This is a genomic window from Pseudomonas yamanorum, assembly GCF_900105735.1.
In the GTDB taxonomy this organism is placed as follows: domain Bacteria; phylum Pseudomonadota; class Gammaproteobacteria; order Pseudomonadales; family Pseudomonadaceae; genus Aquipseudomonas; species Aquipseudomonas yamanorum.
Genome location: NZ_LT629793.1, coordinates 2235523 through 2261587, shown reverse-complemented (window position 1 = coordinate 2261587; position 26065 = coordinate 2235523). Strand labels below are relative to the sequence as shown.

The 26065-nt window shown below is 59.7% G+C and carries 30 protein-coding genes and 1 tRNA gene; 8 read left to right on the top strand and 23 right to left on the bottom strand.

Annotated elements, in window-relative coordinates; genetic code table 11:
- Positions 1-270: 270 nt before the first annotated feature.
- The 4 genes from BLU46_RS10895 to BLU46_RS10880 form a co-directional block, all read right to left on the bottom strand.
- Complete coding sequence (locus BLU46_RS10895) at positions 271-2499, bottom strand: ATP-binding protein (protein WP_093201466.1); 2229 nt, start codon at positions 2497-2499, stop codon at positions 271-273.
- Positions 2496-3110 (bottom strand): biliverdin-producing heme oxygenase, encoded by a 615-nt coding sequence (locus tag BLU46_RS10890; RefSeq protein WP_093201461.1) that lies wholly within the window; start codon positions 3108-3110, stop codon positions 2496-2498. The genes BLU46_RS10895 and BLU46_RS10890 overlap by 4 nt, the downstream gene beginning before the upstream one ends.
- 101 nt (positions 3111-3211) lie before the next feature.
- Complete coding sequence (locus BLU46_RS10885) at positions 3212-3589, bottom strand: response regulator (RefSeq protein WP_093201456.1); 378 nt, start codon at positions 3587-3589, stop codon at positions 3212-3214.
- 142 nt (positions 3590-3731) lie between these two features.
- Positions 3732-4451 carry an SDR family NAD(P)-dependent oxidoreductase gene (locus BLU46_RS10880; RefSeq protein ID WP_063033021.1) on the bottom strand — a complete coding sequence of 240 codons (720 nt, stop codon included), beginning with the start codon at positions 4449-4451 and terminating at the stop codon, positions 3732-3734.
- Positions 4452-4536: 85 nt separating this feature from the next.
- On the opposite strand from BLU46_RS10880, the gene BLU46_RS10875 reads away from it, so the two are divergent.
- From BLU46_RS10875 to BLU46_RS10865, 3 genes are read left to right on the top strand one after another with little or no spacing between them, the layout of a single operon-like run.
- On the top strand, positions 4537-5097 hold the full coding sequence (locus BLU46_RS10875) for a GNAT family N-acetyltransferase (RefSeq protein ID WP_404607097.1): 561 nt from the start codon (positions 4537-4539) through the stop codon (positions 5095-5097).
- A gap of 27 nt (positions 5098-5124) precedes the next feature.
- Complete coding sequence (locus tag BLU46_RS10870) at positions 5125-5508, top strand: c-type cytochrome (protein ID WP_003210355.1); 384 nt, start codon at positions 5125-5127, stop codon at positions 5506-5508.
- A gap of 30 nt (positions 5509-5538) precedes the next feature.
- Entirely contained in the window at positions 5539-5985 is a 447-nt protein-coding gene (locus BLU46_RS10865; protein WP_093201451.1) for an NUDIX hydrolase, read from the top strand.
- Here the strand turns inward: BLU46_RS10865 and BLU46_RS10860 are convergent.
- The gene (locus BLU46_RS10860; protein WP_093201448.1) at positions 5949-6893 is read right to left on the bottom strand and encodes an AraC family transcriptional regulator; all 945 of its coding nucleotides are present in this window, start codon (positions 6891-6893) and stop codon (positions 5949-5951) included. The two genes, BLU46_RS10865 and BLU46_RS10860, sit on opposite strands and share 37 nt — an antisense overlap.
- 97 nt (positions 6894-6990) lie before the next feature.
- On the opposite strand from BLU46_RS10860, the gene BLU46_RS10855 reads away from it, so the two are divergent.
- Positions 6991-7956 (top strand): oxidoreductase, encoded by a 966-nt coding sequence (locus BLU46_RS10855; protein ID WP_093201444.1) that lies wholly within the window; start codon positions 6991-6993, stop codon positions 7954-7956.
- 39 nt (positions 7957-7995) lie between these two features.
- On the opposite strand, the gene phnX is transcribed toward BLU46_RS10855, so the two are convergent.
- From phnX to BLU46_RS10800, 11 genes are all read right to left on the bottom strand, one after another.
- Entirely contained in the window at positions 7996-8823 is an 828-nt protein-coding gene (phnX, locus tag BLU46_RS10850) for a phosphonoacetaldehyde hydrolase (protein WP_093201440.1), read from the bottom strand.
- Between the two features lie 88 nt (positions 8824-8911).
- On the bottom strand, positions 8912-9784 hold the full coding sequence (locus BLU46_RS10845) for a LysR substrate-binding domain-containing protein (protein ID WP_017476113.1): 873 nt from the start codon (positions 9782-9784) through the stop codon (positions 8912-8914).
- A gap of 36 nt (positions 9785-9820) precedes the next feature.
- Positions 9821-11116 (bottom strand): MFS transporter, encoded by a 1296-nt coding sequence (locus BLU46_RS10840; RefSeq protein ID WP_093201435.1) that lies wholly within the window; start codon positions 11114-11116, stop codon positions 9821-9823.
- A 93-nt stretch (positions 11117-11209) separates the two neighbouring features.
- A complete protein-coding gene (psrA, locus tag BLU46_RS10835) occupies positions 11210-12301 on the bottom strand; it encodes an iron-containing alcohol dehydrogenase PsrA (RefSeq protein ID WP_093201432.1) in 1092 nt (363 codons plus the stop codon).
- 137 nt (positions 12302-12438) lie between these two features.
- Positions 12439-12933: a hypothetical protein gene (locus BLU46_RS10830; protein WP_063033013.1), complete on the bottom strand. Its 495-nt coding sequence runs from the start codon at positions 12931-12933 to the stop codon at positions 12439-12441.
- 25 nt (positions 12934-12958) lie between these two features.
- On the bottom strand, positions 12959-13435 hold the full coding sequence (locus tag BLU46_RS10825; protein ID WP_063033012.1) for an ImmA/IrrE family metallo-endopeptidase: 477 nt from the start codon (positions 13433-13435) through the stop codon (positions 12959-12961).
- A gap of 276 nt (positions 13436-13711) precedes the next feature.
- Entirely contained in the window at positions 13712-15730 is a 2019-nt protein-coding gene (locus BLU46_RS10820) for an LTA synthase family protein (RefSeq protein WP_093201428.1), read from the bottom strand.
- Entirely contained in the window at positions 15730-16329 is a 600-nt protein-coding gene (locus BLU46_RS10815) for a hypothetical protein (protein ID WP_017476117.1), read from the bottom strand. Before BLU46_RS10815 ends, BLU46_RS10820 begins: the two co-directional genes overlap by 1 nt.
- A complete protein-coding gene (locus BLU46_RS10810) occupies positions 16329-17597 on the bottom strand; it encodes a sialidase family protein (protein WP_093201423.1) in 1269 nt (422 codons plus the stop codon). The genes BLU46_RS10815 and BLU46_RS10810 overlap by 1 nt, the downstream gene beginning before the upstream one ends.
- A gap of 23 nt (positions 17598-17620) precedes the next feature.
- On the bottom strand, positions 17621-18166 hold the full coding sequence (locus BLU46_RS10805) for a cytochrome b/b6 domain-containing protein (RefSeq protein ID WP_093201418.1): 546 nt from the start codon (positions 18164-18166) through the stop codon (positions 17621-17623).
- Positions 18166-18432 (bottom strand): PepSY domain-containing protein, encoded by a 267-nt coding sequence (locus BLU46_RS10800; protein ID WP_017476120.1) that lies wholly within the window; start codon positions 18430-18432, stop codon positions 18166-18168. The genes BLU46_RS10805 and BLU46_RS10800 overlap by 1 nt, the downstream gene beginning before the upstream one ends.
- 146 nt (positions 18433-18578) lie before the next feature.
- Between BLU46_RS10800 and BLU46_RS10795 the strand changes: the two genes are divergently transcribed.
- Together BLU46_RS10795 and BLU46_RS10790 are read left to right on the top strand one after the other, a co-directional pair.
- Entirely contained in the window at positions 18579-19241 is a 663-nt protein-coding gene (locus BLU46_RS10795; RefSeq protein ID WP_063033007.1) for a response regulator, read from the top strand.
- Positions 19238-20611 carry a sensor histidine kinase gene (locus BLU46_RS10790; protein WP_093201413.1) on the top strand — a complete coding sequence of 458 codons (1374 nt, stop codon included), beginning with the start codon at positions 19238-19240 and terminating at the stop codon, positions 20609-20611. The genes BLU46_RS10795 and BLU46_RS10790 overlap by 4 nt, the downstream gene beginning before the upstream one ends.
- Before the next feature lie 38 nt (positions 20612-20649).
- Here the strand turns inward: BLU46_RS10790 and BLU46_RS10785 are convergent, their stop codons facing one another.
- The 5 genes from BLU46_RS10785 to BLU46_RS10765 form a co-directional block, all read right to left on the bottom strand.
- Entirely contained in the window at positions 20650-21273 is a 624-nt protein-coding gene (locus BLU46_RS10785) for a DUF3916 domain-containing protein (protein WP_093201409.1), read from the bottom strand.
- Between the two features lie 55 nt (positions 21274-21328).
- A complete protein-coding gene (locus tag BLU46_RS10780; protein WP_063033004.1) occupies positions 21329-21583 on the bottom strand; it encodes a colicin E3-like toxin immunity protein in 255 nt (84 codons plus the stop codon).
- A 6-nt stretch (positions 21584-21589) separates the two neighbouring features.
- Complete coding sequence (locus tag BLU46_RS10775; RefSeq protein ID WP_093201404.1) at positions 21590-22744, bottom strand: colicin E3/pyocin S6 family cytotoxin; 1155 nt, start codon at positions 22742-22744, stop codon at positions 21590-21592.
- Positions 22745-22869: 125 nt separating this feature from the next.
- Complete coding sequence (locus tag BLU46_RS10770) at positions 22870-23190, bottom strand: DUF6966 domain-containing protein (protein ID WP_063033002.1); 321 nt, start codon at positions 23188-23190, stop codon at positions 22870-22872.
- Between the two features lie 37 nt (positions 23191-23227).
- Positions 23228-23596 (bottom strand): PH domain-containing protein, encoded by a 369-nt coding sequence (locus BLU46_RS10765; RefSeq protein WP_093201401.1) that lies wholly within the window; start codon positions 23594-23596, stop codon positions 23228-23230.
- A 158-nt stretch (positions 23597-23754) separates the two neighbouring features.
- Here BLU46_RS10765 and BLU46_RS10760 point away from each other — a divergent pair, with 158 nt between their 5' ends.
- Complete coding sequence (locus BLU46_RS10760) at positions 23755-24390, top strand: LysE family translocator (protein ID WP_093201396.1); 636 nt, start codon at positions 23755-23757, stop codon at positions 24388-24390.
- An 8-nt stretch (positions 24391-24398) separates the two neighbouring features.
- On the opposite strand, the gene BLU46_RS10755 is transcribed toward BLU46_RS10760, so the two are convergent.
- Positions 24399-24728, bottom strand: coding sequence for a hypothetical protein (locus BLU46_RS10755; protein ID WP_093201391.1), 330 nt, complete (start codon positions 24726-24728; stop codon positions 24399-24401).
- Positions 24729-24822: 94 nt separating this feature from the next.
- Positions 24823-24907: transfer RNA gene (locus BLU46_RS10750), tRNA-Leu, on the bottom strand.
- 108 nt (positions 24908-25015) lie between these two features.
- On the opposite strand from BLU46_RS10750, the gene queA reads away from it, so the two are divergent.
- Positions 25016-26065, top strand: a complete 1050-nt coding sequence (gene queA, locus BLU46_RS10745; RefSeq protein ID WP_093201386.1) for a tRNA preQ1(34) S-adenosylmethionine ribosyltransferase-isomerase QueA — start codon at positions 25016-25018, stop codon at positions 26063-26065.

Genomic DNA, 26065 nt, shown 5'->3' with positions numbered 1-26065 from the left:
TACGCGAGGGCTCATCGTTTGGTTTGGGGGCCGGCTGAACAGGTTGGACGGGTTGAGTGGCTTGAGGCGAATGAGTGGGTTGATTGAAGGATTGGATATGGAAAGCGCTGCCAATGATTGGAAAGGACATAGATGTTGGCTCTCATTAGAAAGGACGTGAAGTGCGCATTCACCTCCCTTTGAGTGCGTCCTGATCAGTGGCCCTGGCCCGGTCCAGCGTTCCGGGCCTCTGGGTTTCCATTTGCTTCGCCGTCTCGATGAGGCGCAGTTTCAAGCCGGCTTGGGCACCGTAAACCGAAACTCACTGCCCCGCCCCAACTCACTTTCAGCCTCGATCCGCCCGCCGTGGGCCTGCACGATGCCTTGGGTGATGTACAGCCCGAGGCCGCTGCCGGTGGGATTGTTTTCGGTTTGAGTCCAGTAGCGATCAAACACATGAGGCAACTGATCAGGGGCGATCCCTTCGCCGGAGTCACGCACCGAAAACACAATCTCTTCGCCATTGCTCAACGCACTGATGCCGATATTGCCCTGGCGCGGGGTGAACTTGATGGCGTTGCCGATCAGGTTCGACAGCACCTGGAACAGCCGCTCCGGGTCGGCATTGATTTGCAGCCCGGGTTCGGCATTGAAGGACAGGTCGATGCCCTTTTCCATCGCCAGGGGCGCGAGCAGTGAATAGGCCTCTTCGAACATCTGGCTCACGTCCAGCGCCACCGGCTTGACGGTGTAGCGCCCGGCTTCGATCTTCGAGGTGTCGAGCAAATCTTCCAGCAGCACATTCATGCGCCCGGCGGCTTGTTGCATGGTGTCGATGGCCGAGGAAATCCGTCGCGAGGTGTGTGGGCCATCGGAACTGAAGGCCTTTTGCATCATGCCGCAGAGCATCGAGATCACCGTCATCGGGTTGCGCAGGTCGTGGGAAACCACCGCCACCAGCTCATCCCGAGCGCGCACGGCCTGTTGTTCACGCAGCACCTGGCGGGCCAGGTCATTTTCCAGGGCCGAGCGACGCAGGTCGTTCGCGGCGAAGCGGTCGCCGTGGCTCCATTTGGTGGAAATGCCGGCCATCTCCACCTTCCAGATTTCAAACGAAGTACGCGGGCGAAGGTGCAGGCCCGCGTCGGTGCTTTCCAGGTCCAGGGGTTTGTTCGGGTCGCCGCTCCAGTTGATGTTTTCCTTCACTTCGGGGCGAAACCACAACACACCGTTGTCCACCGGCTTGGGCAAGCTCATGGCCAGCACACCGCTGGCGACGTGCTGATATTCAGCTGCCGGTGGGTACACCGAGGACAGGTTATGGCTGGCAAACACCGGCTGCCCGGTTTCTTGCAGCCACTTGTGCAGGGCGCGGATTTGCGCAGGTTCCGGGCAGTTGCCGTAGCGGTGCAGTTGCTTGTCTTCGATGATCGCCACACCGCCAGCGAGGGTCAGGTCCATCAGCAGTTGCGGGCGCTGCGCCAGGCCGTCGAAGACGTTCGCGGGTGAGGCCTGCATGGCCTGGCTGAGCAAGGCCAGGGCTTCGACTTTTTCTTCGCGCTGGCGGCTGAGGTCCAGGGCTTCCATGGCACTGATCTGCAACGACAGCACTTGGCCAATGGTCTGGCACGCGGTGCGCAAGTCATTGGGCACCAGCAGCGGCTGGCGGTTGCCGCAACTGATCAGGCCCCAGAGTTTGTCGCCGGACATCAGGGAAATGCTCATGGACGACAGCACCCCCATGTTTTTCATGTACTGGCAGTGAATCGGCGACACGCTGCGCAGGGTAGCGAAGCTCAGGTCCAGTGGCTGGCCGGTGTCCGGGCGCAACCGGGGCACCAGTGGCACAGCCTCATAGTCGGCATTGGGGATGATCCGCAACCAGTTGGTGCGGTACAGCTCCCGAGCTTGTTCGGGGATGTCGGAGGCCGGGAAGAACAGGCCGTTGAAGAGCTCCATGGACGGGGCCGACGCTTCGGCGATCACCTGGCCGTGGCCTTCTTCTTCGAAGCGATAAATCAGCACGCGGTCGTAGCCGGTCATGGCCTGGATTTCGTTGACGCTGATTTCATACAAGGCTTGCAGGGTTTTCGCCGCCTGCAGGCGTTGCAGCATCTTGCCCAGGTTGCTGGTCCGGCCATTGAGCGCCCGCGGCTGGAAATCCTTGAGCCGTGGCTCGAACTCCAGCACCAGCACATCCTGATGGCGGTGCAGCAACCCTTCGAACTCCGAGCCGTTGAGGGTCATATGCAGCGGCGGGGCATCAAAAAAGCTGTTTTGCGTGACCATGGCCTGGACGGCTTCGGCATGTTCAATGCCGATCAATGTGTGCAGCGGCTGGCCCAGCAGGGATTCCGGTGAGTGGTTGAACAGTTCGGCTACGTTGGCGCTGACCTGCACGATATGCAGGTCCGGCTCGGACAGAGTCAGCAGTGCACCGTGGGGCTGGATGGCCCCCGGGAAGCGGATGGGTTCGTCTGCACAGTTGGCAAGCAGTTCTTCAAAATCTTCGGGTTTCATAGCAGTACCTCCTGGCTGTCGAGCCATTGCTCAAAGCAGCTGAATGTCGAGCGGGCCGCGTTCACGGCGCGCAGTTTGGCGTGCGCGTCGAGGGGCACATGGCTCAGGTAATTGAGAAAGTCTTTCCAGCGCCGGCCGGTTTCAGCGCCATACACATTGAGAAACGCGCCGCCATTGTCGGCATCCAGTCCCAGGCGCCCGGCCATTTCCCGGCGCAGGATCTGCCCACCCAGAGTGGCGCCTTCCACCACGTAAAGCGCGCCCAGGCAGGCGGCGGGTGTGTCCAGGGGTGGCAGCGATGAGCAGTGGGGGAGCACCGCGATGGCTTGGTCGTCCAGGCCCAGGGCGTGGAGATCCACCAACAAGGTTGGCGTCTTCAGACGCAGCACCTGATCAAATCCCGCAGGGATCAAACCGCTGTCGGTCAGCGTTGCTTCCAGAGGTTTGTAGAATCCGTAGTAGGCCTGGAGCAGGCGTCGGTAGCCGTCGTAATCCAGCTGCGGAGAGAAAAACGGCAAGCGCTTTTCCAGGGCGACGTGCAGTAACGCAGTACCCGAGCGCAGGGCTTCAAGTACAGGTGGCGCACCAACGTCATGGGCCTGTGAATGCATTCAGTAAACTCGAACTGGGGGCCTGCTGGCCATGTAGGGTTGCCTGATAACTGACCGCAGGAACTGCCGCGAAGTTCGGGTTAGCTGATATCGCGATGCTATCAACGCATGGGCGGGGCCTGTACCAGGGCCGACTGCACGCAATCGAGCAGGCGCTGGGTGGTCCATGGCTTGGGCAGGAACCGCACGGTGCTGCCCAATTGCGAAGCCATTGCGGTGTTGCCCGAAGTCAGTACCACGGGCAGCGTCGGCCAGCGATGGGCGACTACCTTGCTCAAATCGTAGCCATTGAGCAAGCCGGGCATCTGGATATCGCTGACAATCAAGTCTACCGGATCATTGGCCCGCTCCAGAAAAATCATTCCTTCGTCTGCGGAAGGGAATGAGGTCACCACCGCGCCGAAATCCTCCAGTACATCCACCATCAACGAGCGAATGATTTCGTCGTCTTCCAGCACCAATATCGATGGCTGAGCCATGATCCTTACTCCACCATCCGGGTTAAGTAAGGTGGAGTGGGGCGCCGTTGATTAGGTTCGATTGGATGTGTTTTATGCGATGGGTGGTCATTTGGTTGTCTTGGCGTTGCGTCAGGGTAGGGCGCTCCACTTGCGAAACCTGCTAGAAGCGTTCATCCAGCAGCGCCGGCAACGTCAGCTCCTTGACGAAACTGGCGCCGGACAGGCTCAAGACCATACGCACCACCTGCACCACGTCATGCACCGGAACCAATTGGCCCTCACCGCGCTGTTCGGCCTGGGTGCGTGAGGTGCTCAAGGAATCTTCGGTATTCAGATAGCCCAGGTTCAGGCAAGTGACGCCCAGGCGCTGCTGGCGATAGCCTTCACGCAGCGCATCGGCGATGCCGCGCAAGGCGAATTTCGAGGCGCCGAACGCCACTTCGGGCCGGCCGCTCTGAGGCAGTCCCGAGGTCGAGCCTGTGAGGATGATGCGCGGCTGGGAGCTCTTCAATAACACCGGCAGCAGCCGCTTGATCAACAACAGCGGTGCGGTGATGTTGCAACTGACGATGGCTTCCAATTGCGTGTCCTCGTCGGTGAGAAAGCTATAGGCCGGATCAAACGCCCGCTCCTCCCAGATGCCCAGGTTATAGATCAGTGTGTCCAGCCCGCCTGCCGCCACAGCCTGTTCGATGACGTGCGCCGCGTGGCCAGGCACGCCAAGGTCTGCTTCCACCCAGCGCACCTCGGCGCCAGTGCTGCACATCAAGGGATCAGGGCGACTGCGGGACACCCCGATCAGCGTATCCCCAACCCCGCCCAGCCCTTCCATCAAGGCCCTGCCCAATCCTTTGCTTGCACCGACCACCATGGTTTTCATCGCTTGTCTCCTGAACCGCTGTGCCGAGAGGAGCGGGCATGCAAGCAGAGTGGTGGGGTGATATCAATTGAGTGGCTGTTTCCAGATGTTAATCTCAGGTGTTTCAACGATCCCGGGTTGCCTCATGCTCACTGTTATCCGACTTGCCGCCGCGCCCGACGCAGTGTTTTTACCTGCAATAGAGCGCAGTGCGGCCCAGTCCTTTCGTGCGATCGAATCCTTGAGCTGGCTGGCCGATGCCGAGGTCATGAGTGTTGAACGTCATCTGCAGTTGATCGCGTTGGGTACGTGTTGGGTGGCGGTGGATGCTGCTGGCCAAATCCAGGGTTTTCTCAGTGCACAGATGTTTGATGACGACCTGCACATCCATGAACTGTCGGTGGCGCAGGTCATGCAGGGCCGTGGCGCAGGGCGGCAATTGCTTGAGGCCGTGATGAATGAGGCTCGCTCGCGCCGGTTGCGGGCAGTCACCTTGACCACATTTTGCGACGTGCCCTGGAACAGCCCGTTTTATCAGCGGCTGGGATTTGAGCAAGCACATTCGCTGGCGCCGGATCATCGTTTGGCAGAGGCTCTGCGTGAGGAGTATCGTCACGGTTTTGCGCCGGGCAGTCGCTGTGCCATGTCATGGCAGGTCCCCAGCTGAACCGGCACATCGGATGGAAAGTTACCTATGAAGTACGTCGTATTATTCAGCCTCGCCCTGATTGCCGGTCTCGTGAGCCTACCGGCAGCGGCGGCGGGAGATGCCGAAGCCGGTGGAAAGCTGTTCAGCAAAACCTGCGGCGGTTGCCATAGCGTCGGCGAAAATGCACGGGGCGGTTTCGGGCCGCAACTCAACGGCATCATTGGTCGACCGGCTGGCACCACCACTGACTATCAGTATTCAGATGCGATGAAAAATTCAGGCGTGGTCTGGACGCGGGACAAGCTGGCCGCCTATATCGAGGCGCCGAAAAAGGTGGTGAGCGGCACCCGGATGATTTTCTGGGGGATCAGCGATCAGGAGAAGATCGACAATTTGCTGGCGTACCTTGCGACATTTCAGGCGCAGTAAACACCGATCCCAAGACAAGGATTTCACCCCATGGTCGCACCGCGTATCCGGGCGCTTGCCCTTTGTATCTTTCACCGCAACGGTCGAATTCTGGTTCACGAATTCCAGGATGCGGTGAAACAGCAGACAGTCTTTCGCCCCATCGGTGGCGGCATCGAATTCGGTGAACACAGCGCCGAGGCCATCGTGCGAGAAGTCCAGGAGGAACTGGCGCAGCCGATTCACAGCCTGCGCCTGCTCGGCACGCTTGAAAGTATCTTCACCTACGACGGCAACCCCGGGCACGAGATCGTCCAGGTCTACGATGGCCAATTTGAGGACCAGAGCCTGTACGAGCAACCGTACCTCGACGGTGCCGAAAGCAATGGTTTTGCGTTCAAGGTGAGTTGGAAGGACAGTTCAAGCTTTACTGGGCAGTCGCCACTGGTGCCGGAAGGGCTTTACGCGCTGCTCAAAGGCGCCGCACTACTGGATTGACGGCACGCATCCCGATAATGCCTCGGGGCCTTTCCTGTTACTCGCTTGAAGGCATTGCTGAACGCGCTTTCAGACCCGTACCCCAACGACAGCGCTAACACGCCCACTGACAGATTCCCCTCGCGTAACGCTCGTTGCGCAAGGCGCATGCGCCACTCGGTCAGGTACGCCAGCGGTGGCACCCCGGCAACGCTCTTGAAGTATTGCGAAAAGGTAGTGCGCGACATTGCAGCCGCCGCAGCCAGTTCTTCCAGCGTCCAGGCACTCCCCGGCTCGCTGTGCATCAAGCGCAGCGCGGGGGCCAGGCGCTTGTCGCTGACCGTGCGCAGCCAGCCTTCGGGTAATACGCCCGAGGTCTCGACGTAGGCCCGCAGGATCTGGATAAACATCAACTGCGCCAGTTGCGCCGATGCCAGACTCGCCCCGAGCAAATTGGCTTGCCCCTCATGTGCCAACTGGCCGAGTAGCCATTGCACGATCGCCGCCTGCGGCGCCGTGGCCCGCACGTGGATCAGAGGAGGCAGTGCGTTGGCCAGCAGTCCGCCACTTTCCGGATCCAGTTGCACGTAGCCGCCGATTTGCACACAGCCCTGGCCGTCACCGATTTGCGGGAAGCGACCGGCGTCAGCGAATAATTGCCGCGCTTCCAAAGGCGTGACCGACACATCGCCCGCAAGCACAAACGCGCGTTGTGCACACAGCAGGAACACGTCGCCCGCCTCAATCAATACCGGCGCAGCCTCGCCATCCAGGCACAGCCAGCACTGCCCCTTCACCATCCCGAAAAACTTGATCTTGTCCGGCGCCGGAAAACGCAGGGCCCAGGCGCCGCCCGCGCTGAAGCCGCCGGTCATCACCGACTGAGCATTCACGAAGGTGAGAATCTCGGAAAACGGGTCGCTGTGCATATCCGTACTTTTACGCAGGTAAACGGGATGTTCGAGTATTCAGAGTACGGCTTTCCGGGCGTAGCGTGTTAACCACACGTCTAATGGAGGCTCTGTCATGCCCACAGCACAAAAACCGATCCATAGCGGCTATGGAGCGGCAACCACCGCTGCCGAAATAATCCGAGGCGTTGATCTCTCGGGCAAGGTGGCGATTGTCACGGGTGGCTACTCCGGCATTGGCTTGGTCACCGCCCGTACCCTGGCCGCCGCTGGCGCACACGTGATCGTCCCGGCGCGTGACTTGGTCAAGGCACGCGCCGCACTCAAACCTTATCCACAGCTGCAACTTGAACCCCTCGACCTGATGGACGCCCACTCCATCGAGCAGTTTGCCGAGCGCTTTCTGGCGACTGGCCGCCCGCTGCACCTACTGATCAACAACGCGGGCATCATGGCGCCGCCGCTGAGTCGTAACGCCCAGGGCTACGAGTCCCAGTTCGCCACCAACCATCTCGGGCATTTCTTGCTTACCCAGCGCCTGTGGCCGGCCTTGCAACGCGCCGAAGGCGCGCGGGTGGTGGCGCTGTCCTCACGGGGACACGTGCACGGTGCCGTCGACTTTGACGACTGGAACTTCGAGCGCCAAACCTACGATCCATGGAAGGCTTACGGTCAGTCCAAGACCGCCAATGCACTGTTCGCCGTGCATTTGGACACCCTCGGTGCGGCCAGCGGGGTGAGGGCGTTTGCGGTTCATCCTGGCGGAATCATTACCGACCTGGTGCGGCATATGAAGGCTGAAATCCTGCAGGCTTCGGGCTATGTAGACGAGCACGGGAAACCGGTGATCGACCCTGAGCGGAACATGAAAACCCCGGAGCAAGGCGCGGCCACCAGTGTGTGGTGTGCGGTGAGCGGGCAGTTGGCGGGAATGGGTGGGGTTTATTGTGAAAACTGTGATGTGGCGGTTGCGATGAGTACGGAATCGGAAGAACACCTGGGTGTCAGGCCGTGGGCAGTGGATGCGGGGTTGGCGCAGCGGTTGTGGACACTCAGCGAACAGCTTGTCGCAGGACGGTAGGCCGCGGTGTGGGGTCAGCGCGCTGACCCCATCGGCCCATCAAGAACCCTGCGGTGTCTCCCCGCGCGCCAAACGCGCATTGATGTCCTCGATCACCGCCGGCAGTTCGACGATGGTGTCGATCAGGTAATGCGGCCGAGAGCCCTCGAACATCTGTGTAATACGCGCGCGCTCCAGCGCCAGCTCAGCAGCGGGCAGTGCCTTGTATTGCTCATAGGTTAAACCCAGTGCATTGCCCGAACAGGTCAACGCCACCGTCCACATGCCTGCGCTGCGGCCTTCCAGAATCCCCGGCCAAGTGTCGTCGACCTTCACGCACGCGGCCACATCACTGATGCCCAAGGCAATCACGTTGGCCAACGCCTGCGCCGGATGCGGGCGCCCGTTGGGCACCTCGTCGGTCGCCACCACATGGTCGGCGACGTAGCCATTCTGCCGCGCCAGCTCGACCACCTTGGCCATCACTACCGCCGGGTACCCGGAGCAGGAGCCGATCTTCAAACCCTGTTCGCGCAGGTTTTTGATCGCCTCAAGAGCCCCGGGAATAACCGCCGAATGCAGCGCAATTTTCTCGATCTGCAACGGCATGAAGCGTTCATACAGTGCGGTGACATCCTCATCGGTTGGCAAGCGATCAAACACCGCCCGATAACGCTCGGCAATCTGCGGCTGGTTGCACAAGGTTCGGATGTGATCCCACTTGCCCATGCCCATCGGGCCGCGCGCTTCCTCCAGGGAAACGGCGACGCCGAACTCGCCGAACGCCTCGACAAAAATCTGCGTGGGGGCGAAGGAGCCGAAGTCGACGACGGTGCCGGCCCAATCCAGGACCACGGCTTGCAGCTTGGAAGGTTGTTGGTAGTGCATGGCAAGTCTCCATTTTCAGGTGTGAGCAGGCCGTCCCTCTGTCGAAGAAGAGGTAAGCGCCTGGTGAGGGTTTAAACGGGTAAGGCGATCAGGTCACCGGGATCGGGCTGGCCTCGAATAGCTCGGCGATCATGGGTCGGTTGCGTCGGATCCCCAGGCAACACAGGTGGTAGTCGATGAAAAACGGGTGGTCGACGAAGGTGATGGGGGTGGTGCCCGGGGTTTCGGCGTATTCCACCGCGGACACAAAACCGATGCCGATGCCTTTGGTGATTGCGTGCACGATGGCTTCGCGACTGTTCAACTGCATCACGCAGTTCACGGCGACGCCCTGGCGCTTGCAGCTTTCTTCCACCAGTTGCCGGGTGCGGGAGCTTTTCTCGCGCATCACCCACTTTTCGCGGCTGATCTGTTCCACGTGCACCTCTTTCTGTTGGGCCCATGGATGGTCATCGCGTACCACTGCAATGATCGGATAGCGCCGGTAAAGCTGGGTATCGAAGCGCTGGTCGAACTCCGAAAGGGCCAGGATCGCCACGTCGATATCGAAGTTGAAGAGTCGGTCCAGGGTTTCCTTTTCCGGGGAAAACGAGGTTTCCAGTTCGATGTCCGGGTGGCGCTGCATCAGCTCGTAGGTCAGGTTCATCGCGATCGGCGGCGACACCGCGCCCAGGCGCAGCAGCCCGGTCTTGCGCTGCTTGAAACTCTGCAACAGTTGCATGGCTTCATCCTCCTGGCCGAACAGCCCCTGGGTGATTCCATAGAGGGCGTGCCCGGCCGCACTCATCTCGATAAACCGCCCGCGACGGTGGAACAGCTCCACCGAGAACTGCTTCTCCAGCCCGTTGACCTGCTCGCTGACCGTCGGCTGGCCGACGCTCAGGTACTCGGCGGCGAGGGTGAAACTGCCGGTCTTCGCCACCGCATGAAACGAGCGCAGCCACTTGTGGTACTGGTACATAACGAGTCCTGTTCCTGAGGTCCGCCGGGCCGGCCATCAACGTCGGATAAACAACGCCACCGCCGCGCTGCACAGGCAGGCCGAGGTCACGACGATGAAGATCAGCGAGGTGTTGCCGGTACTGTCGAGCATACTGCCGATCAGCGGTTCCGCCAGGCCGGCGAACAGATAGGATGAGAAGTTCATCACGCCCGTGGCCGTACCCGCACGCTTGGCACCCACCAGGTCCGGGCACAACGCCCAGAAACTCGACGCCGGACCGTATACAAAGAACCCGCAGAGGAACAACGCCACCAGGCCGATTGCGCTGTGGGGCGGCAGGCTCCACATCCACAGGCTGGTGGCGGCGCCGAGGAACATGTAGAGCATGATCGCCAAGTAGCGTTTGGAGCCGAACAGCTTGTCCGAGACCCAGCCGTTGCTCAGGGCGCCGATGGCCATGCCCACCGGCAGGGCCACGGTGATCCACTTGGGGTCGATCATGCTGTCGCCGCTTTTCCAGTTGGCCCCGAGGAAGTGCACCGGCACCCAGACGATCAGGCCGTAGCGGGCGGCGTTCTGGAAACCCAGGGAGATCGCGGCGATGATCAGCCGCGGATTCTTCAGCACCGCCTTGTAGCGCTGCGCCGAGGATTCGACTTCGCCGTTGGCCACTTCATGATTCTTGTCTTCGGCATTCGCCACGCCGGTATCGGCCAGGGGCTCGAATCCCATGTCTTGAGGCCGCTCGCGGGCCACCAGGTAGAAAATGATGCCGCCCGCCAACATCAACAGCACCGGCAGGCGGAAGATCCAGCGCCATTCCAGTTGGAACACTTCCAGCACCACGATGGAGGTTACGTACGACAGCACAGAGGCGCATCCGGCGGCGAATACATAAAAGCCATACACCTTGCCGCGTTCGCCGGCGCTCCACCAATTGGAAATCAGCCGGCTGCCGGGCGCCCAACCGAGGGCCTGGAAGTAACCGTTGATGCCCCACGGCAGGATCAACCCGGCAAAGCCGCTGGCGAAACTGGTGACCCAGTTGGCCCCGCAGGACAGCACCGCGCCAAGGGTCATGATGCGGCGCCCGCCGAATTTGTCGGCGAGGTTGCCGTTGATGGCCTGGCCAATCGCGTAGGCCCAGAGCATCGCGGCCGAGGCCCAGCCGAGAGTTTCCTTGGTCAGGCCGAACTCGGCCTGGATCCCGGGGATGGCAAAACCAAAGGTCTGGCGGCCGGTGTAGAAAAACAGATAACAAAACATCGCTGCCAGCAGCATGCGCCACTGGGCAACGCGGAACGATGAAGTACGGACGGCAGGAACAGGCAGCACGTGTGCACGATTCATGATGTTTTCCTTATTGTTATTCGCCCCGGCGACCGCAGCCGCCGGGGGGCACTCTTGATAGGTGCAACAGGAAACGACCGAATTACGATGAGTCTAGGCCGCTTGCGCGCCGATGAAGTTCTTGCCGCGTGCGCCTTGCAGGGCAAAGCGGATCATCGCCTCGGCCTCGCTGGCATTCACGCCGTAGTCGGCAAACTCGGTCTTCACGTCCAGGCTATGGAGGAAGTCGCGCAACTGCGTCTGGGCCTGGTGCAGGTCGGTGCCGAATATGCGTTGCAGGGTGCGGTCACGCGCGGCGTCATGCCCCCATGCCAGGCCCAGCACCAGCGGCAAGGTGAAGGAGCAGGCGATGCCGTGGGGCAAGCCGTGGTGCAGGGTCATTTCGTAGGAGATGGAATGGGCGAGGGCGGTCTTGGTATTGGAAAAGGCCAGGCCGGCTTTCAATGCCGCCAGCGCCATCCGTGAGCGCAGCTCCTGGTTGCCGAGGTCGCGCCGCAAGCGGGGCAGGCATTCCAGGATGTCTTCGATGGCGGAGATGGCGAAGGTGTCCGAGATCGGATTGGCGTTGATATTCCAGATCGACTCCAGCGCATGGGACAAGGCATCCAGTCCGGTGGACACCGTGACTCCGGCCGGTACCGTCAACATCAACTGCGGGTCAATGATCGCGACTTTCGGCCAGGTACAGTCCAGGTGCAGCGAATACTTCTTGAGGCTCGCGGAATCCCAGATCGTCGCCCATGGTGTGACTTCACTGCCGGTGCCGGCGGTGGTCGGTGCGGCAATCAGTTGCTTGTGACGGGCCGGCACGAAAGGTTTTCCGGCGGCCAGTAACGCCAGCAACTCGTCGAAATCCCCCGATTCGGTGCCGACGATCAAGGCCTTGGCCGTATCAATGGCGCTGCCCCCGCCGACGGCGACCACCACCTGACAGTCACCGGCCTGCTGCCAGAAGCGCTCGTAGGTGTCGCGTAGTTGAGCCACGTCGGGGTTGGGCTGCACGTCTTCGATCACGTACACCAGGCGTTCACCCAGCAGGGCCTGGATGCGGTCTACCAAACCGAGCTCGCGGGCTTCGGGGAAGGTGACAAGGGCGACGCTCTGGCCTTCGGTGAGGGTGGCGAGTGCTTGCAGGCAGCCCCAGCCGAAGCGGGTGTCTACCGGGTTGTGGAAGCGGGCAGTCATGGCGGGTTCCTGGTTTTTGTTATTGGAAGTGCCGCCATAGTCGGGGAGGGTGAGGTGGACCTCAAATCGATAGATTGGGGGGATGGATTGGCTGGGCCGATATGAAAAAAAGGCTCAACGGAGACTGAAGTGCGGAGTTAACTTCCGTTGCCACTCTTTGGAGAAAGTTTATCCTTTACTACATCAGCTATGACATCGACTACTTTGTGGCCGATTTTGATCGCCTCTTCCGGCCACATGAGCGCTGCAGGTTTATTGGTTTCAGCGGGTTCATTCGATAATTTGACGAGTATGAAGATAGATCCCATTGGCATGACTGCCAATAGCCATAACACCATATGGTCTACATGCCGGTAAGGGTGGTTGTTAGCCCAATACAAGTAGTAAAGAAACGCTATAAATAACAGGCATGAAACAAAGGCTACTGAGCGAAACAACAGTTTTCGATGAAGGATTCTGGTTTCACCTTCCTTGAGCAGTTTTTCATTCCAGTCGGCTTGCGCCTTGTTTCTTTCAACAGGGTCGCCCGATGGCGGGACAAGGGAGCGCTTCATGGCCTCGTCAGGGTTGTCTTCTGACCCGCCCATATCTTCGCCTTTCTTTTGCGCATTGCTGGCGTTGCTTGGATTCATCGCGCCTCCTTGGCTGTTGTTTAGATTAGTAGTCTGAGAGGTAACCGAGGTTGATCAATCTATATCTCATCGCGGCCTCAGAAACCCCAAGCTCACGCGACATGGCCCCGACATCCCGGTTGTAGCGCGGGATGATCCAGTCGACCACTTCTTTTGGCATGAGCAGTTCGGCAGCGAATGCGTTGGCCTCCTGCTCTTTATAATGATCAGCATGAGTCGAGTAATTTGCGGAGTTATCCCGCATCGACCTACCATGGTTTAGCACCATATGACCCAACTCATGGGCAATCGTGAACCGTTGGCGCACCCACGCATCATCGGGGTTGAAGCGGATCGTGGGCCTTCCGTTTTCATAATCGAAACGTCCGCTCAGGTCGCTCCAGATCATGTCAGGGTCCGCAAAGACGTCGGCCCCCATACTTATCGCTAACGCTGAAGGGTCCACCGGGATCTGGCGATTCCAGTAGCGAGCCAGGATAGCCTGGGCTTGGCGAACTGGCATAAGCGACCTCCTCCTTACTGGTTGCCCCCTATGTCAGGGGGCGAGAATGATACAGAACACTGTGGGTAAATACAGGAATAGCGGGTGCGGGACCTCTATATAGGCATCGCGAAATCGAAAAGAAAATTGAGTGATGCTATGGCCCCGATGGGTTTCCAAGCAACGCTGGCTGCACACCACGACAAAGTAGTACCTCCTGCGGAACCCTGAAAGCGTGGCACTTTAGCCGGTGTATTGCAAAGAGTGTGGTTTACAGTGGCCTGGCTGCTGGTGGCTTCAACGAACGTTCCGGAACAACATCAACCGCGCACTCTCATGCAGCCCCCGAGTCAGTCCCTGCAGGCGCTGAAACTCTTCCGGGTATTCCTGGGCTACATCTTCCCTCGGTGTTTGCGACGCCAGGTCATGCAGGGTCGGCGAGCTGCCGTCGTGTTCCATTTGCAGCAGGAAGTCTTTAGTCACGCCACCGATCAGCGGGAACGTGCCCTCGCGCAATACCAGCGGCACCACGCGCTCGCCTTCCGGCGCAGGCTGTTGGATATCGCGCCCCATCGCGCCATTGCGGAACGGAATCCCCGCCATGCCGGCGACGGTCGGTAGCAGGTCCGCCAGGCCGACGGCTTCTTCGATCACCCGGGGTTGCAGGCCGGGGGCGTGGATCATCATCGGCACGTTGTTGCTTTCCAGGCCAAGCTGCTCGAACGCCGGCGCCATGTGTGGGATCTGGCTGATGCGGGTGTTGTGGTCGCCGAAGAACACGAAGATGGTGTTGTCGTAGTAACCGCCGGCCTTGGCGATTTCCATCAGGCGGCCGATGTTGAAGTCCAGCAGGCGTACGGCGTTGTATTGCTCGACGCTGCGACTGCCCGCGGCCTGGACTTGCTCCACGGTCAGGTCGTGCACCTTGAAGCCATCGTTGGTCTTGGGGATGGTGAATGGGCGGTGGTTGCCGGAGGTTTGCAGGTAGGCGAAGAACGGCTGGTCCTTGGGGATGGCGCGCAGCAGTTCGTCGCCTTCCTTGAACAGATCCAGGTCGGAAACGCCCCACACATCCACCCGTGGCGAGCGCCAGTGGCTTTCGTCATAGAGCTTCACGCCGTCGATGCTCTGGCGGATCAGCGCGTTGATATTCGCCCAGCCGGCATTGCCGCCGATCATGTAGAGCTTCTGATAATCCTCGAACGCGTTGATCAAGGTGTGTTGCCGGGTGATCAGCGGATTGCGGGTTGCCGTCTCCTGGCGGGTGACGTCGGGTACGCCGGTGATGCTCGCCCACACGGTTTTGGCGGTGCCGGTGACGGGCACGTAGAAGTGTTTGAAGAACCAGCTTTCCTTCGCCAGTTTGTCGAGGTTCGGCGTGGGGTTCAGCGGGTTACCGTAGGCGCCCACAGCGCTGGTGCCGAGGGATTCGAGCATCACGAAAATCACGTTCGGCGGGCGTTCGCCCTTGAGCCGATAAGGTTGCACGGCTTGTTCGCGGGCGAAGCTCAATTGCTCGGGATCGGGTTGGCTGACCCCCAGATAATTCGCAACTTCCGGGTAATACTCTCGCACCCGCGCCTCATCGAATTGAGACTGGCCGACCTTGAGGGTGTCGTACAGAAACAGCACCGGATTGAGGCCTACGGCAGCGATCTGGTTGTTGCCGGAAAAGAACGCATCGCTCCAGCGCAGGGGCACCGGGTTTTCGAGGTTGAGGTTGGCGACGCGGCCGAGCAGGGCCAGCAACACCGCGATCACGCCAACGGTGGCCACGGATGCAATGGTCAACTTGCCGATGGGTTTGCGTTCATCATCCAGGGTGATGCGTTCAAGACGAACCAGGGCATAGGTCCACAGGCCGACTGCGGTAAGCCAGCTAAAGGTTATCCACAGCACCGGGTAGGTTTCCCACACCATCTGCTGGGAAATCTGCGCGTCTTCCAGATAACGCAGCACCGTGGCATTGATGCGCACGCCGAGGTAGGCGTAGTGGCCGAAGTCGATGATGTACACCAGCCCGACGATGGTCAGCGCCAGCAGCAGATAACCCCGTGCCAACCAGCGCAGGGCGGGGACGGTCAGCAGGTTCCAGCGTGGCAGCCAGGCGAGCAGGGCCAGGGGCAGCAGGATCAGCACCGCCAGGCGCAGGTCGAAACGCAGGCCTATCCCGAAGGTTTCCAGCAGTGCAGGTTCCCTGAGGTCGACTCCGGAAAATCCCAATACAAACACCAGCCGCAGTGCGGCCAGCAACGCAAATACCAAACCGATCGCGCCCACGCCGTAGCGCAGGCGGCGCGAGTACAACCATCCCATCATTGACCTCTGTGCAGTTTTAAAAGAGGGCGCCAGGCAGCCATCGCCAGCATCCACAACCCGGCCACCAGGCAGTAGCCCGTCAGCAGTGGGTCGATCAGATAGTCCCAGTAGTTTTCCGAGGCCTTGAGCCGAAGCGCAAACGCCAGGGTGCCCGCCGCGAGCATCCACACCGCCAACGTATTACGCAGCCAGAGCATCAACAGCGCCGCCACGCCGATCAGCACAATCATCGGCCGAGGGTTGAAACCCCAGCGGTAGGGATCGAAATAGGTCAGGCCCATCGTCGCGGGGTACAGCACCAGGCTCAGGGCGCCAAACAGCAGCAACACCTGGACCTTCTGCGGGCGCTGGAGCGGTTGCACCACACCCAAACGGCACAGGCTGACCCATGCCAACAACACCAGGGTGCTGATGGCCAGGTCGTCGGTGAAGCTGCGCACATACGCCGCCAGCGGCAGCTCGTTGACCGGGATAAAACTCACCACCACCAACACCGGCAGCAACCACGGCCGCCAGGGCGTCGTTACGCGCAGCAGGCTCAGCAGTACAAAACCCAACAGCACAAAACTCAAATGCGCTTGCCATACAGAAACCATCACAGGCGCTCCGACAGCCAGGCTTCATTGAAGCTGACATGTTTGATAAAGGTGTTATTCCACGAGTACACCAGGTGGTACATGCCGTCCGGGCTGCGGCTGAAGTACGGGTACTCGTATTCGAAATCGCAGCCACGGGGCTTGCACACCCGGTAATCCAGGCTGCTGAGGAAACGTTGCTCCAGCGGCAGGCGCAGGGCACCGCTGGAGGCGCGGAAGCCTTCACCGATAATTTCCTTGTAGGCTTCGGGGGAGAATGGTTGGCCCAAGGGGTCGGGGGATTGGTCCAGTTCCACCACGGTGCGCCACTGGTTGAGCTTGGCATCAGTGCCGTACAGGCTCAGCTTGAAGCGACCGTCCTGCAGGTCGTTGAGGGCCACCAGCAAGCCGTCGCCTTCAGTGCTGACGGCTGCCAACGAGGAGTTGGGGTTGGACGGCTCCAGTGGGTAGGGCGCGCTCCAGGTTTGGCCCGCGTCTTCGGTGCGGCTGGCGAGGACCTTGTGATGGGTCTCGCCGGCGTAACGCAGCATGGCGATGGCGCGCTGGCCGTCCTGGGGCACGATGGTCGGTTGCAGCGAATTCTTCCCTCGGCTGATCCGGAATTTGTCGACCACCGCACCCTCGGGGCTCAAGTACAGGTACTCGGCGAATTTGCCCATGAACTCGTGGTACACCGGCAGGCCGATGGAACCGTCGGCGTGGAATACCGGCGCGGCGCGCACCAGCGTGCTGATGTTGAAAAACGGTGAAGTGACCAATTGCCGAGGTGCAGACCAGTGGGTGCCGAGATCGTCCGAGACCATCACGTTGATCGCACTGGTGGCCCAGCCGCCTACCGACACCGAGACGTAGAACATCCACAGGCGATTGTCCGGCGCCAGGGCGATCACCGGGTTGCCCAGCTTGCGGATGTAGCGGTGAGTGCCGTCGCGGGTGCTTTCCCGAGTGGCGAGTACTTGCTCCGGGCCCCATTCGGCGCTTTTGGCGTCAAAGCGCGCGGTGCGCACCTGCACATCGGCGGCACCTTCGCGGGAACCGGCAAACCACACGGCCATCAGGTCGCCGCCGGGCAGCGCAGTGACCGAGGAGGAATGCACAAAGTCATTGAGCTGCGAAGAGACAAAGCGGCTGCTGTATTGCGGGGCGGCCGCGGTTGGCGAGCTGTCCTTGGGGCCTTGGGCAAACGGTGCCAACACGTGGGGCGGATGGCTTTGCCAGGCGGCGAAAAATACCACCAGCAGACTGCAGATTATTAAAAGCGGGCGCATAGAGAACCTGTCGGGGAAAAGGATTACTGCGCACGGTCATCCGGCAGGCGCCTCCTGCGGCCGGTGAGCATGGATAAAGGCAGGTTGTCCCGCACCTGGATACTTTCAAACACCGCCGCCAGCACATGCACGCCCACCAGGCCGGCCAGCACATTGGCGGCGGTTTCGTGCAACAGTAGCGGCCAATCGGCGCCCCACAGGGCGTCGACTTCCTGCATCAAAAAGCCACTGACACCGAGGGTCAGCAGCGCCAGCAACATCAGGATCATCACCAGCGCGCCAATGGGCGAATGGCCCAGGCGATGCTGTGGTCGGCGGTTGAGCAGTGAACGTACGTGGCCCTTGAGCCGTTCCAGCGTTGGCCAGAAGTCCGACCAGCGCGCGCTGCGCGGTCCGAAAAATCCCCACACCAACCGCACCAGCAACCAGGCCATGGCGTAATAACCCAGCCATACATGCCAGTCGTCGCCTGCTTCGTTGAAGAAGTAATTGGCTACAAAGACGCCGGCGATGGAGAGGTGAAACACCCTCACCACCGGGTCCCAGAGGCGCAGGGAGGTTGCTGGCATCAGCCCTTGATCTCAGTCTTCACGGCCTTGCCGGTGACTGGATCGTGGTAGATCTCGACCTTGCGCTTGTCCTTGTCAAAGCCGTAGATCTCGTAGCAGTTGCCATCGGTGACCTTGAATTTGCTGATCTCGTAGCCCTGGGCTTTCAGTTGCTCCTGAAAAACCTTCTGGTCCTGCCATTGCGAGCGCTCGGCAGTGGTGCATTGCGGGCCGGCGATGGCCATGGGGCTGGCGATAATCAGCGACAGCAAGAGAATTTTACGCATGGAAACGCTCTCAGCAGATGTGGGAGATTTCACTGTGCAAAACCAACCTTAGCGAAAGCTTAGTTGGCAACGGCCCGTAACATCTTTCCCAAAATGGCCCCGACCGTTACGCGGCATCATGTGGCCGTTCCTACAGAGAATCAGCTATGCGCCTGCTCCTTGTCGAAGATGATCGTGCCCTTGGCCAAGGGATCCGCGTGGCCCTGGGCGCCGAAGGCTACACCCTGGACTGGCTGCAGGATGGCGTCAGCGCCTTGCACGCGCTGCGCACCGAAAGCTTCGACTTGCTGCTGCTCGACCTTGGCCTGCCACGCCTCGACGGCCTGACCCTCCTGCAAACCCTGCGCGCCGAGCAATACGACCTGCCGGTGCTGATCCTCACCGCCCGCGACGGCACCGCCGAACGCATTGCCGGCCTGGATGCCGGCGCTGACGACTACCTGGTCAAACCCTTCGACGTCGAAGAGTTCAAGGCCCGCGTCCGCGCCCTGTTGCGCCGCAGCCAGGGCCGGGCGCAGCCGTTGCTGGAACATGCGGGCGTCAGCCTGGACCCGGCGACCCAACAGGTCAGCTATCAAGGCGAGGACGTTGTGGTCACGCCGATGGAATACCAATTGCTCCATCAACTGATGGTGCGCCCCGGCAAAGTCGTCACCCGCGAGCGCCTGTCCCGCGCGCTGTACGGCTGGCAGGACCGCGTCGAAAGCAACACCCTCGAAGTCCTTATCCACAACCTGCGCAAAAAACTCTCCACCGAACTGATCCGCACCGTGCGCGGCGTTGGTTACGTGGTGGAACTCAAACCATGAACTCGGTCCGCGCGCGCATCCTCATCCCGGTGCTGGTGCTGATCCTGCTGGGTGATGGCCTGATCAGCTGGCTCGTCCTGCGGGACAGCCACCACGAAATCGAAGAAGTCTACGACGCCCAACTCGCCCAGAGTGCCCGCTTGCTGCAAGGCGTACTGCGCCAGCGCGACCCCGGCGATGCCGACTGGGAACGCCTCTACCAGGCCTTCGATCAAGCCATGAGCCGCGTCGGCGAAGACGGCGCGGCGCACCCCTACGAAACCCGCCTGACCTTCCAGGTATGGCGCACCGACGGCCAACTGCTGGTGCGCTCCACCGACGCCCCGATCCTTAACGCACCGCCCACCACCCTCGGGCCGCACGACCTGATGGAAAACGGCAACGACTGGTGCGCGTTCATGCTCGCCGACATGCAACAAGGCCTGCTGATCTGGGTGGGCGAACGCGATGACATTCGCCAGGACGTGATCCAGCGCATTATTCGCCACACCCTCTGGCCGATCCTAATTGGCGTACCGCTGCTGGCGGTGTTGATCTGGCTGACCATCGGCTGGGGCCTCAAACCCCTGCGCGCCATGGCCCAGGCAATTCGCGGGCGGGATAGCGAGACATTGCGACCGCTGCAACTTCAACCCTTGCCGGCGGACCTGGAACCCATGCAAACCGCGCTGAACCGCCTGCTGGTGCAGGTGGACGAGCTGCTGGAGCGCGAGCGACGGTTTATTGCGGATGCGGCCCATGAGTTGCGCACGCCGTTGGCGATATTGCGCATTCATGCGCAGAACGCCCAGAGCGCGGGTACCGAGGAGGAGCGGCGAGAGGCGTTGGACTTTCTGGTCAATGGCGTGGACCGGGCGACGCGCATTGGCAGCCAACTGCTGACCATGGCGCGGATTGAGCCACAGCTGAACAACACCGTTCGCCTGCGTATTTCGTTGACGGAGTTGGTACGCGAAGAGCTTGCGGAACTGACGCCCCTGGCGATGGAGAAGGGCGTTGAACTGGTGCTGGAAGGGGATGAGGAATGTTGGATTGAAACGGACCCGGTGGCGTTGGCGATTGCGCTGCAGAATCTGGTGACCAATGCACTGAATTTCTCGCCGGCGGGGAGTGAGGTGCGGGTGGTGGTACGGGGTTCAGATTCGGGAGTGGTGCAGTTGTGTGTGGAGGATGCAGGGCCGGGGATTGATGAAGGGGAGATTGAGCGGTTGTTTGAGCGGTTTTATAGTCGCGGGAATGCGAATGGGGCGGGGTTGGGGTTGGCGATTGTGCAGATGATCGTGGGGAAGATTGGAGGGCGGTTGGAGTTGTATAACCGGGAGGTGGGTGGGTTGTGTGCGCGGTTGAGTTTTACCGAGGGAGCGGTTTGAAACAGGGCATCCTTAGAAGCACAGCTGTTACGGCAAGACTATTTTGTCGTGCTGAATAAATGCGGATGCTCTGCCTGGAATGCTTTGAAAGTCTTGTACTTCCAGCGATCGCCGCCCGGATCTTCATCCGATGAACTGACCTCGCCGAAATACCAATGCTCTGACTCGAACTGTTCTCCTTCCGCATCTTCGTGGATGAAGTGAAAACCCACCTCGTGGAGCCCAGGTGGGAGGATCAAGCCCCATTCATTCGCAAGGCTTCTGCCCGTTATACGGGTTTGGCGAAAGTAGTCGTAGTCGAAGGGCAGGGTGGCGCCGAGATAGCGGCTTTTGTCGATGTAGACGCAGACTTCGCTGGAGAACATGTCGGGCACCAGAATGGCTGCTACGACCCAGCATTCGGGGGTGTGATCGGGTCGGGCCTGAATCAGGTGAGCGGCGGCGTTGATCAATTGTTGGGCATAGTGTGCCTGGATCGCCGGGGTGGTTTGCTTGCCTTCGACCAGGGTTTCAATGACGGGGATTTTGAAGTTTTCAAATCCTCGACTAATCGGGAAGTCTTCTAAAAACCAGCCTTCGAAACTGTCTGCCCATCGGCTGATTGCGCGCAGGCGCCTGGGGATGTTGCGGAGTTTTTTGTCTGAAAGTGCAAGACGACGCATAGGGTATGAATACTCTTGGTTTGCTTCTGTTTGTGAGGCCCGGGCTTATTTTTGATCAGCAGGACTTTCTATAATCGAGTGCGAGAAAGTAGTCACTTTCCGACGAAATAATTTTGTGGCTGAAGAGCGGCTGTATAGTTAATAGCCATTCTTCACGCAGCTGGAACATTCCGTTGTTAATGTCGTCTTCAACGGACAGTCCGAGCGAGTCGACAACGGTATAGTCCTCGCCCAAGTCTGCGGAGCGCTCTATTCCTAAACCAAGCTCTGTCGACTTATCGAACCATTCCAGTCTTAATTTCAGTCCCATATGCCCTCACAAAAATTTTTTGATATTTCGTTTTTTCTTAGGCTTTTTCAGCCGTTCACCAGTTATGTGGTTGAACGCCCCCAAGTGACTCCCATCGCTTGCTCTATACGCCTCTAGTTCGCCGTGCTGCGAGTCCCACTCGTAAATTATCCGTCCTTTGTCATCAATCCAGCGCTCTCTAAGCCCCGCCCCACCTTGCTTTGGGGTCTTGGGTTTTGCTTTGCTCAGGTTTAGGAAACCGGTGATTTCGTCTGTGCCGGGAGCGGAATGGTATTTGTGATCGCCCGCCTTAACGCTGACTACCACATAGAGTGGCCGAATCTCCGACTCCACCGGGAACACCAGAATAAAATCCCGATACTCCGGCGGATAAATCGGACTCACCAAAATCTGCTTGGCCGCCTCAGTCGGCGGATAAATCCACATCATTGGTGCTTGCGGTGCAGCCTCCAATGCCGGAATACCAAGGGTGTCGCCAGGATCAATGGCTGGCGTCCAAATCAGCTCTACACCCTCGCCGAGATCCGCCACGAACTGACTGTCACGACTCTGAAACTGCACCACATCGATCATCTGCCAGTCGGCATTGTTACCGGTGTAAAACCCATACCCCTTGAGCGTCCCGTCGGCTTGTTGCTCGATGTGCAAACGCATCCGCGAGCGAGCTTTTTGCAGGTGACGAAGCTGCTCTTCGCTATAAAGCGCACTGTCGCCAAGCTCCGACGGCCATGCCAGCGCCACCAGCCCTGCAAGCAAACCCCCAGCGGCGGTACCGACCGCCGCAGCCGCTGACTCCAATGCCGCTGTGCGCAGTACAAGCTGGCCAAGCCCCATGGGCAGGGCGCTACCGCTGATTTTTCGGAGGGATACACCGCCGTGGCTATCCACCTCCCGTCCGCCTAACAGCGTGAAGTGGCCGTAGTCCTTGATCAGCTCAAGCGGCACATAACCGGTGGGGTTGTTGTAGCTGATGATCCCGTCGGGCAGATGGCACGACTTGGCGAACACATGGCCTGGAATCTTCGTGGGTTCAGGCGTGGGCGCGGGAGGCGCCTCATACAAATCAATGAACGGTGAATACGGAATCTGCTTAGGCTGCGGCGTCAGAATTCGCCGTTTCAGCTGCTCTTCTTCGGTAATTGGATACGCGCGCTCTGTCATGACGACTCACTTCCTTGTGCAAGGAAGCGAGCCTATGAGAGCGGAGAAGAACCTGAAATTCTCGTTGTTCGATGGTATGCGTGGGAAAAGTCACTTTATCAATCGCTACATTGAGCCAAGCGCGCTTACTCTCCCTGATCGCGCTGTATCTCCGCGCCCAACTGCGAGGCTTTATTACGTAACTCCTCCAACCGGTCGTTCAACTCTTTGTATCCTGGCTTCCAGGAAAAGACGCCGTCTACGCTGCTTTGGCCAAGAATGAGGTCATTGAACGAGCCCATCCCACCGTATGCGGAGCGTAGATAGGTGATTCCGGAGTAATCGGATGCCTGCAACAAGGTTTTGGCCTTACGCATCCATCGGCTCCAGTGGTTGTCCCCGTCGCTTTCCAGCAGGATGGCAAGTTCCTCAAGAACATCAATTAGCTCTGCGGTTTTCGGACCCATAGTGGGAAATCCTTAAAAACGGAGGTTTCGTAACGGGTCAAAGCACATGCCTGGAAATCACCCTCGAGATCTCAACAATCGACGTCTTCCCCGTAAACTCAAACTTCACTTTCCCCACCGCCGAAAAGTAAATCTCCAGCTCCGAGTCCAGATCAAACGTCCCGGACGTTTCCACTGAATACGCGACGATATTTTTGTACGGCAGTGAAGTGAAGTCCTTCTTGCTGCCGGTAATGCCTTGCACGTTCACCGCGATGATGCGCTTGGTGGTGAACACCACCCCATCGCGCATGGCCTTGTAGGAGTCGATCACCTGTTCATCATCCAGCAGCAGGGACGAAACGCGTTCGGCGTATTCGTCGTTTTGTTTGAGTTTGAAGAAGCCTTTGTTGTTGAAGTCGATCATGTGCCTTTCCTTGGGTGAGCGGTGCGGTAAACGCACGCGCCGGTGTATGACGTTTTGCTCGCGGATCTGTATCTAACGGGCTCCTTTTTATCGCCCTACCATGACGCCCAACAATTCGCCGATCACTACAAAGTTTTACGTCATCAAGGAGCCACGCCATGCCCGAACTCTCCAGCCTGCTTGCCTACGGCCTGATCTCTCTCGGCATGGTGCTGACGCCCGGCCCGAACATGATTTACCTCATTTCGCGGTCGATCTGCCAGGGCCGAATGGCCGGGCTGATTTCCCTGGGCGGCGTTGCATTGGGGTTTGTCGTTTATATGTTCTGCGCGGCATTGGGCATCACGGCATTGGTGATGGCGGTTCCCTATGCTTACGACGCGCTGCGACTCGGCGGGGCGTTGTATCTGGTGTACCTGGCTTGGCAAGCGGTCAAACCGGGTGGCCGATCGCCGTTCCAGGTGCGGGACTTGCCCAAGGACAGCCCGCGCAAGCTGTTCATGATGGGCTTCGTCACCAACCTGTTGAATCCCAAAGTGGCGGTGATGTATCTGTCGTTATTGCCCCAATTCATCGACCCTGACGGGCATGCCAGTGTGCTGTCGCAGTCCTTGGTGCTCGGCTTTACGCAGATCATGATCAGTGTGAGCGTCAACGCGTTGATTGCCCTCATGGCGGGCTCGATCGCAGGTTTTTTCATCCGCAAGCCCGTCTGGCAAGCCGTGCAGCGTTGGTTGATGGGCTCGGTGCTGATGGGCCTGGCTGTGCGCATGGCGGTAGAAGGGCGGCGGTAACTCAGGCGTTACAGGATGGCTTTCAGATAATCCTTGAGTGCGTTGAGCGGGGCATTGAGTTCTTCGAGTGTCGTCGCTTGGCGCACATCCACCGCGAGCCGTTGCAGCTCGCGGCCCATCACGGTGTTTGCACCGCCCAGGGATTCGAGGGCCAGCGCCAGGCACTCGTCGATCTTTTGCAGGATGGCGTTGAGGTCGCCCTTGCGAACCAGCAAGCCAAACACTTCCCGCTCATAGCCGTCCATGACCGGGTCATCCCGCAGAATCGGGCTCGCGCCTTCGGTCTCGTGCACCAGCTTGAGCGCAAAAAGCGCAACAGCTTCCAGCGTCAGTTCCATGGTCAAGGTTCCTCTTCTCTCGCGTTCGCCCGCCCATCATCACTTTCCTGCAGGCGAAAAAAAAGACCTTGAATTTCAAGGTCTTTTTTTAAGATGGTGCCCCGAGGGAGACTCGAACTCCCACTCCTTTCGAAAACGGATTTTGAATCCGCCGCGTCTACCAATTCCGCCATCAGGGCTCAATGGCGGCGAAGTATAGAGATGAGATTACCGTTGGTCAATCACGTTTCATGGTCAATTTTCACTATTTCCGCTAGACTTCCCGGCCCTGCTAGACGAACCCCATCATGCGCGTTGCTGACTTTACTTTTGAGCTCCCTGATTCGCTGATCGCTCGCCACCCTTTGGCCGAGCGTCGCGCCAGTCGACTGCTGACCCTGGACGGGGTCAGCGGTGCCCTCGCACACCGTCAATTCACTGATTTGCTTGAGCATTTACGCCCGGGCGACTTGATGGTTTTCAACAATACCCGGGTGATTCCGGCACGGCTGTTTGGCCAGAAAGCGTCCGGTGGCAAGCTGGAAATTCTGGTGGAGCGGGTGCTGGACAGCCATCGCGTGCTGGCCCATGTGCGCTCCAGCAAGTCGCCGAAACCGGGTTCGAAGATCCTTATCGATGGCGGTGGCGAAGCAGAAATGCTGGCCCGTCACGATGCGTTGTTCGAGCTGGGTTTTGCCGAGGAAGTGTTGCCGCTGTTGGAGCGTGTCGGCCACATGCCGCTGCCTCCTTATATAGACCGCCCCGACGAAGACTCGGACCGCGAGCGTTATCAGACGGTGTACTCCCAGCGCCTGGGCGCCGTGGCTGCACCGACGGCGGGGCTGCATTTCGACCAGCCGCTGCTGGATGCGATCGCTGCCAAAGGCGTTGAAACTGCCTATGTGACCCTGCACGTGGGGGCCGGCACGTTTCAGCCGGTGCGTGTGGATAACATCGAAGACCACCATATGCACAGCGAGTGGCTGGAAGTCAGCCAGGAAGTCGTGGATGCGGTTGACGCGTGCAAGGCGCGCGGCGGGCGGGTGGTGGCGGTCGGTACGACCAGCGTGCGCTCGCTGGAAAGCGCGGCACGTGATGGCGTGCTCAAGCCGTTCAGTGGCGACACAGACATCTTTATCTACCCGGGCCGGCCGTTTCATGTGGTCGATGCCCTGGTGACCAATTTCCATTTGCCGGAATCCACACTGTTGATGCTGGTGTCGGCATTTGCCGGTTATCCCGAGACCATGGCTGCCTATCAAGCCGCCATCGATAACGGATACCGTTTTTTCAGCTACGGTGATGCGATGTTTATCACCCGTAATCCGGCGCCGCGCGGCCCAGAGGAACAATCATGA

Excerpts from the sequence above, each read along its gene's own strand:
- BLU46_RS10895 (WP_093201466.1), bottom strand. The coding sequence starts at position 2,499 with ATGAAACCCGAAGATTTTGAAGAACTGCTTGCCAACTGTGCAGACGAA.
- BLU46_RS10890 (WP_093201461.1), bottom strand. The coding sequence starts at position 3,110 with ATGCATTCACAGGCCCATGACGTTGGTGCGCCACCTGTACTTGAAGCC.
- BLU46_RS10885 (WP_093201456.1), bottom strand. The coding sequence starts at position 3,589 with ATGGCTCAGCCATCGATATTGGTGCTGGAAGACGACGAAATCATTCGC.
- BLU46_RS10880 (WP_063033021.1), bottom strand. The coding sequence starts at position 4,451 with ATGAAAACCATGGTGGTCGGTGCAAGCAAAGGATTGGGCAGGGCCTTG.
- BLU46_RS10875 (WP_404607097.1), top strand. The coding sequence starts at position 4,537 with ATGTTAATCTCAGGTGTTTCAACGATCCCGGGTTGCCTCATGCTCACT.
- BLU46_RS10870 (WP_003210355.1), top strand. The coding sequence starts at position 5,125 with ATGAAGTACGTCGTATTATTCAGCCTCGCCCTGATTGCCGGTCTCGTG.
- BLU46_RS10865 (WP_093201451.1), top strand. The coding sequence starts at position 5,539 with ATGGTCGCACCGCGTATCCGGGCGCTTGCCCTTTGTATCTTTCACCGC.
- BLU46_RS10860 (WP_093201448.1), bottom strand. The coding sequence starts at position 6,893 with ATGCACAGCGACCCGTTTTCCGAGATTCTCACCTTCGTGAATGCTCAG.
- BLU46_RS10855 (WP_093201444.1), top strand. The coding sequence starts at position 6,991 with ATGCCCACAGCACAAAAACCGATCCATAGCGGCTATGGAGCGGCAACC.
- phnX (WP_093201440.1), bottom strand. The coding sequence starts at position 8,823 with ATGCACTACCAACAACCTTCCAAGCTGCAAGCCGTGGTCCTGGATTGG.
- BLU46_RS10845 (WP_017476113.1), bottom strand. The coding sequence starts at position 9,784 with ATGTACCAGTACCACAAGTGGCTGCGCTCGTTTCATGCGGTGGCGAAG.
- BLU46_RS10840 (WP_093201435.1), bottom strand. The coding sequence starts at position 11,116 with ATGAATCGTGCACACGTGCTGCCTGTTCCTGCCGTCCGTACTTCATCG.
- psrA (WP_093201432.1), bottom strand. The coding sequence starts at position 12,301 with ATGACTGCCCGCTTCCACAACCCGGTAGACACCCGCTTCGGCTGGGGC.
- BLU46_RS10830 (WP_063033013.1), bottom strand. The coding sequence starts at position 12,933 with ATGAATCCAAGCAACGCCAGCAATGCGCAAAAGAAAGGCGAAGATATG.
- BLU46_RS10825 (WP_063033012.1), bottom strand. The coding sequence starts at position 13,435 with ATGCCAGTTCGCCAAGCCCAGGCTATCCTGGCTCGCTACTGGAATCGC.
- BLU46_RS10820 (WP_093201428.1), bottom strand. The coding sequence starts at position 15,730 with ATGGGATGGTTGTACTCGCGCCGCCTGCGCTACGGCGTGGGCGCGATC.
- BLU46_RS10815 (WP_017476117.1), bottom strand. The coding sequence starts at position 16,329 with ATGGTTTCTGTATGGCAAGCGCATTTGAGTTTTGTGCTGTTGGGTTTT.
- BLU46_RS10810 (WP_093201423.1), bottom strand. The coding sequence starts at position 17,597 with ATGCGCCCGCTTTTAATAATCTGCAGTCTGCTGGTGGTATTTTTCGCC.
- BLU46_RS10805 (WP_093201418.1), bottom strand. The coding sequence starts at position 18,166 with ATGCCAGCAACCTCCCTGCGCCTCTGGGACCCGGTGGTGAGGGTGTTT.
- BLU46_RS10800 (WP_017476120.1), bottom strand. The coding sequence starts at position 18,432 with ATGCGTAAAATTCTCTTGCTGTCGCTGATTATCGCCAGCCCCATGGCC.
- BLU46_RS10795 (WP_063033007.1), top strand. The coding sequence starts at position 18,579 with ATGCGCCTGCTCCTTGTCGAAGATGATCGTGCCCTTGGCCAAGGGATC.
- BLU46_RS10790 (WP_093201413.1), top strand. The coding sequence starts at position 19,238 with ATGAACTCGGTCCGCGCGCGCATCCTCATCCCGGTGCTGGTGCTGATC.
- BLU46_RS10785 (WP_093201409.1), bottom strand. The coding sequence starts at position 21,273 with ATGCGTCGTCTTGCACTTTCAGACAAAAAACTCCGCAACATCCCCAGG.
- BLU46_RS10780 (WP_063033004.1), bottom strand. The coding sequence starts at position 21,583 with ATGGGACTGAAATTAAGACTGGAATGGTTCGATAAGTCGACAGAGCTT.
- BLU46_RS10775 (WP_093201404.1), bottom strand. The coding sequence starts at position 22,744 with ATGACAGAGCGCGCGTATCCAATTACCGAAGAAGAGCAGCTGAAACGG.
- BLU46_RS10770 (WP_063033002.1), bottom strand. The coding sequence starts at position 23,190 with ATGGGTCCGAAAACCGCAGAGCTAATTGATGTTCTTGAGGAACTTGCC.
- BLU46_RS10765 (WP_093201401.1), bottom strand. The coding sequence starts at position 23,596 with ATGATCGACTTCAACAACAAAGGCTTCTTCAAACTCAAACAAAACGAC.
- BLU46_RS10760 (WP_093201396.1), top strand. The coding sequence starts at position 23,755 with ATGCCCGAACTCTCCAGCCTGCTTGCCTACGGCCTGATCTCTCTCGGC.
- BLU46_RS10755 (WP_093201391.1), bottom strand. The coding sequence starts at position 24,728 with ATGGAACTGACGCTGGAAGCTGTTGCGCTTTTTGCGCTCAAGCTGGTG.
- queA (WP_093201386.1), top strand. The coding sequence starts at position 25,016 with ATGCGCGTTGCTGACTTTACTTTTGAGCTCCCTGATTCGCTGATCGCT.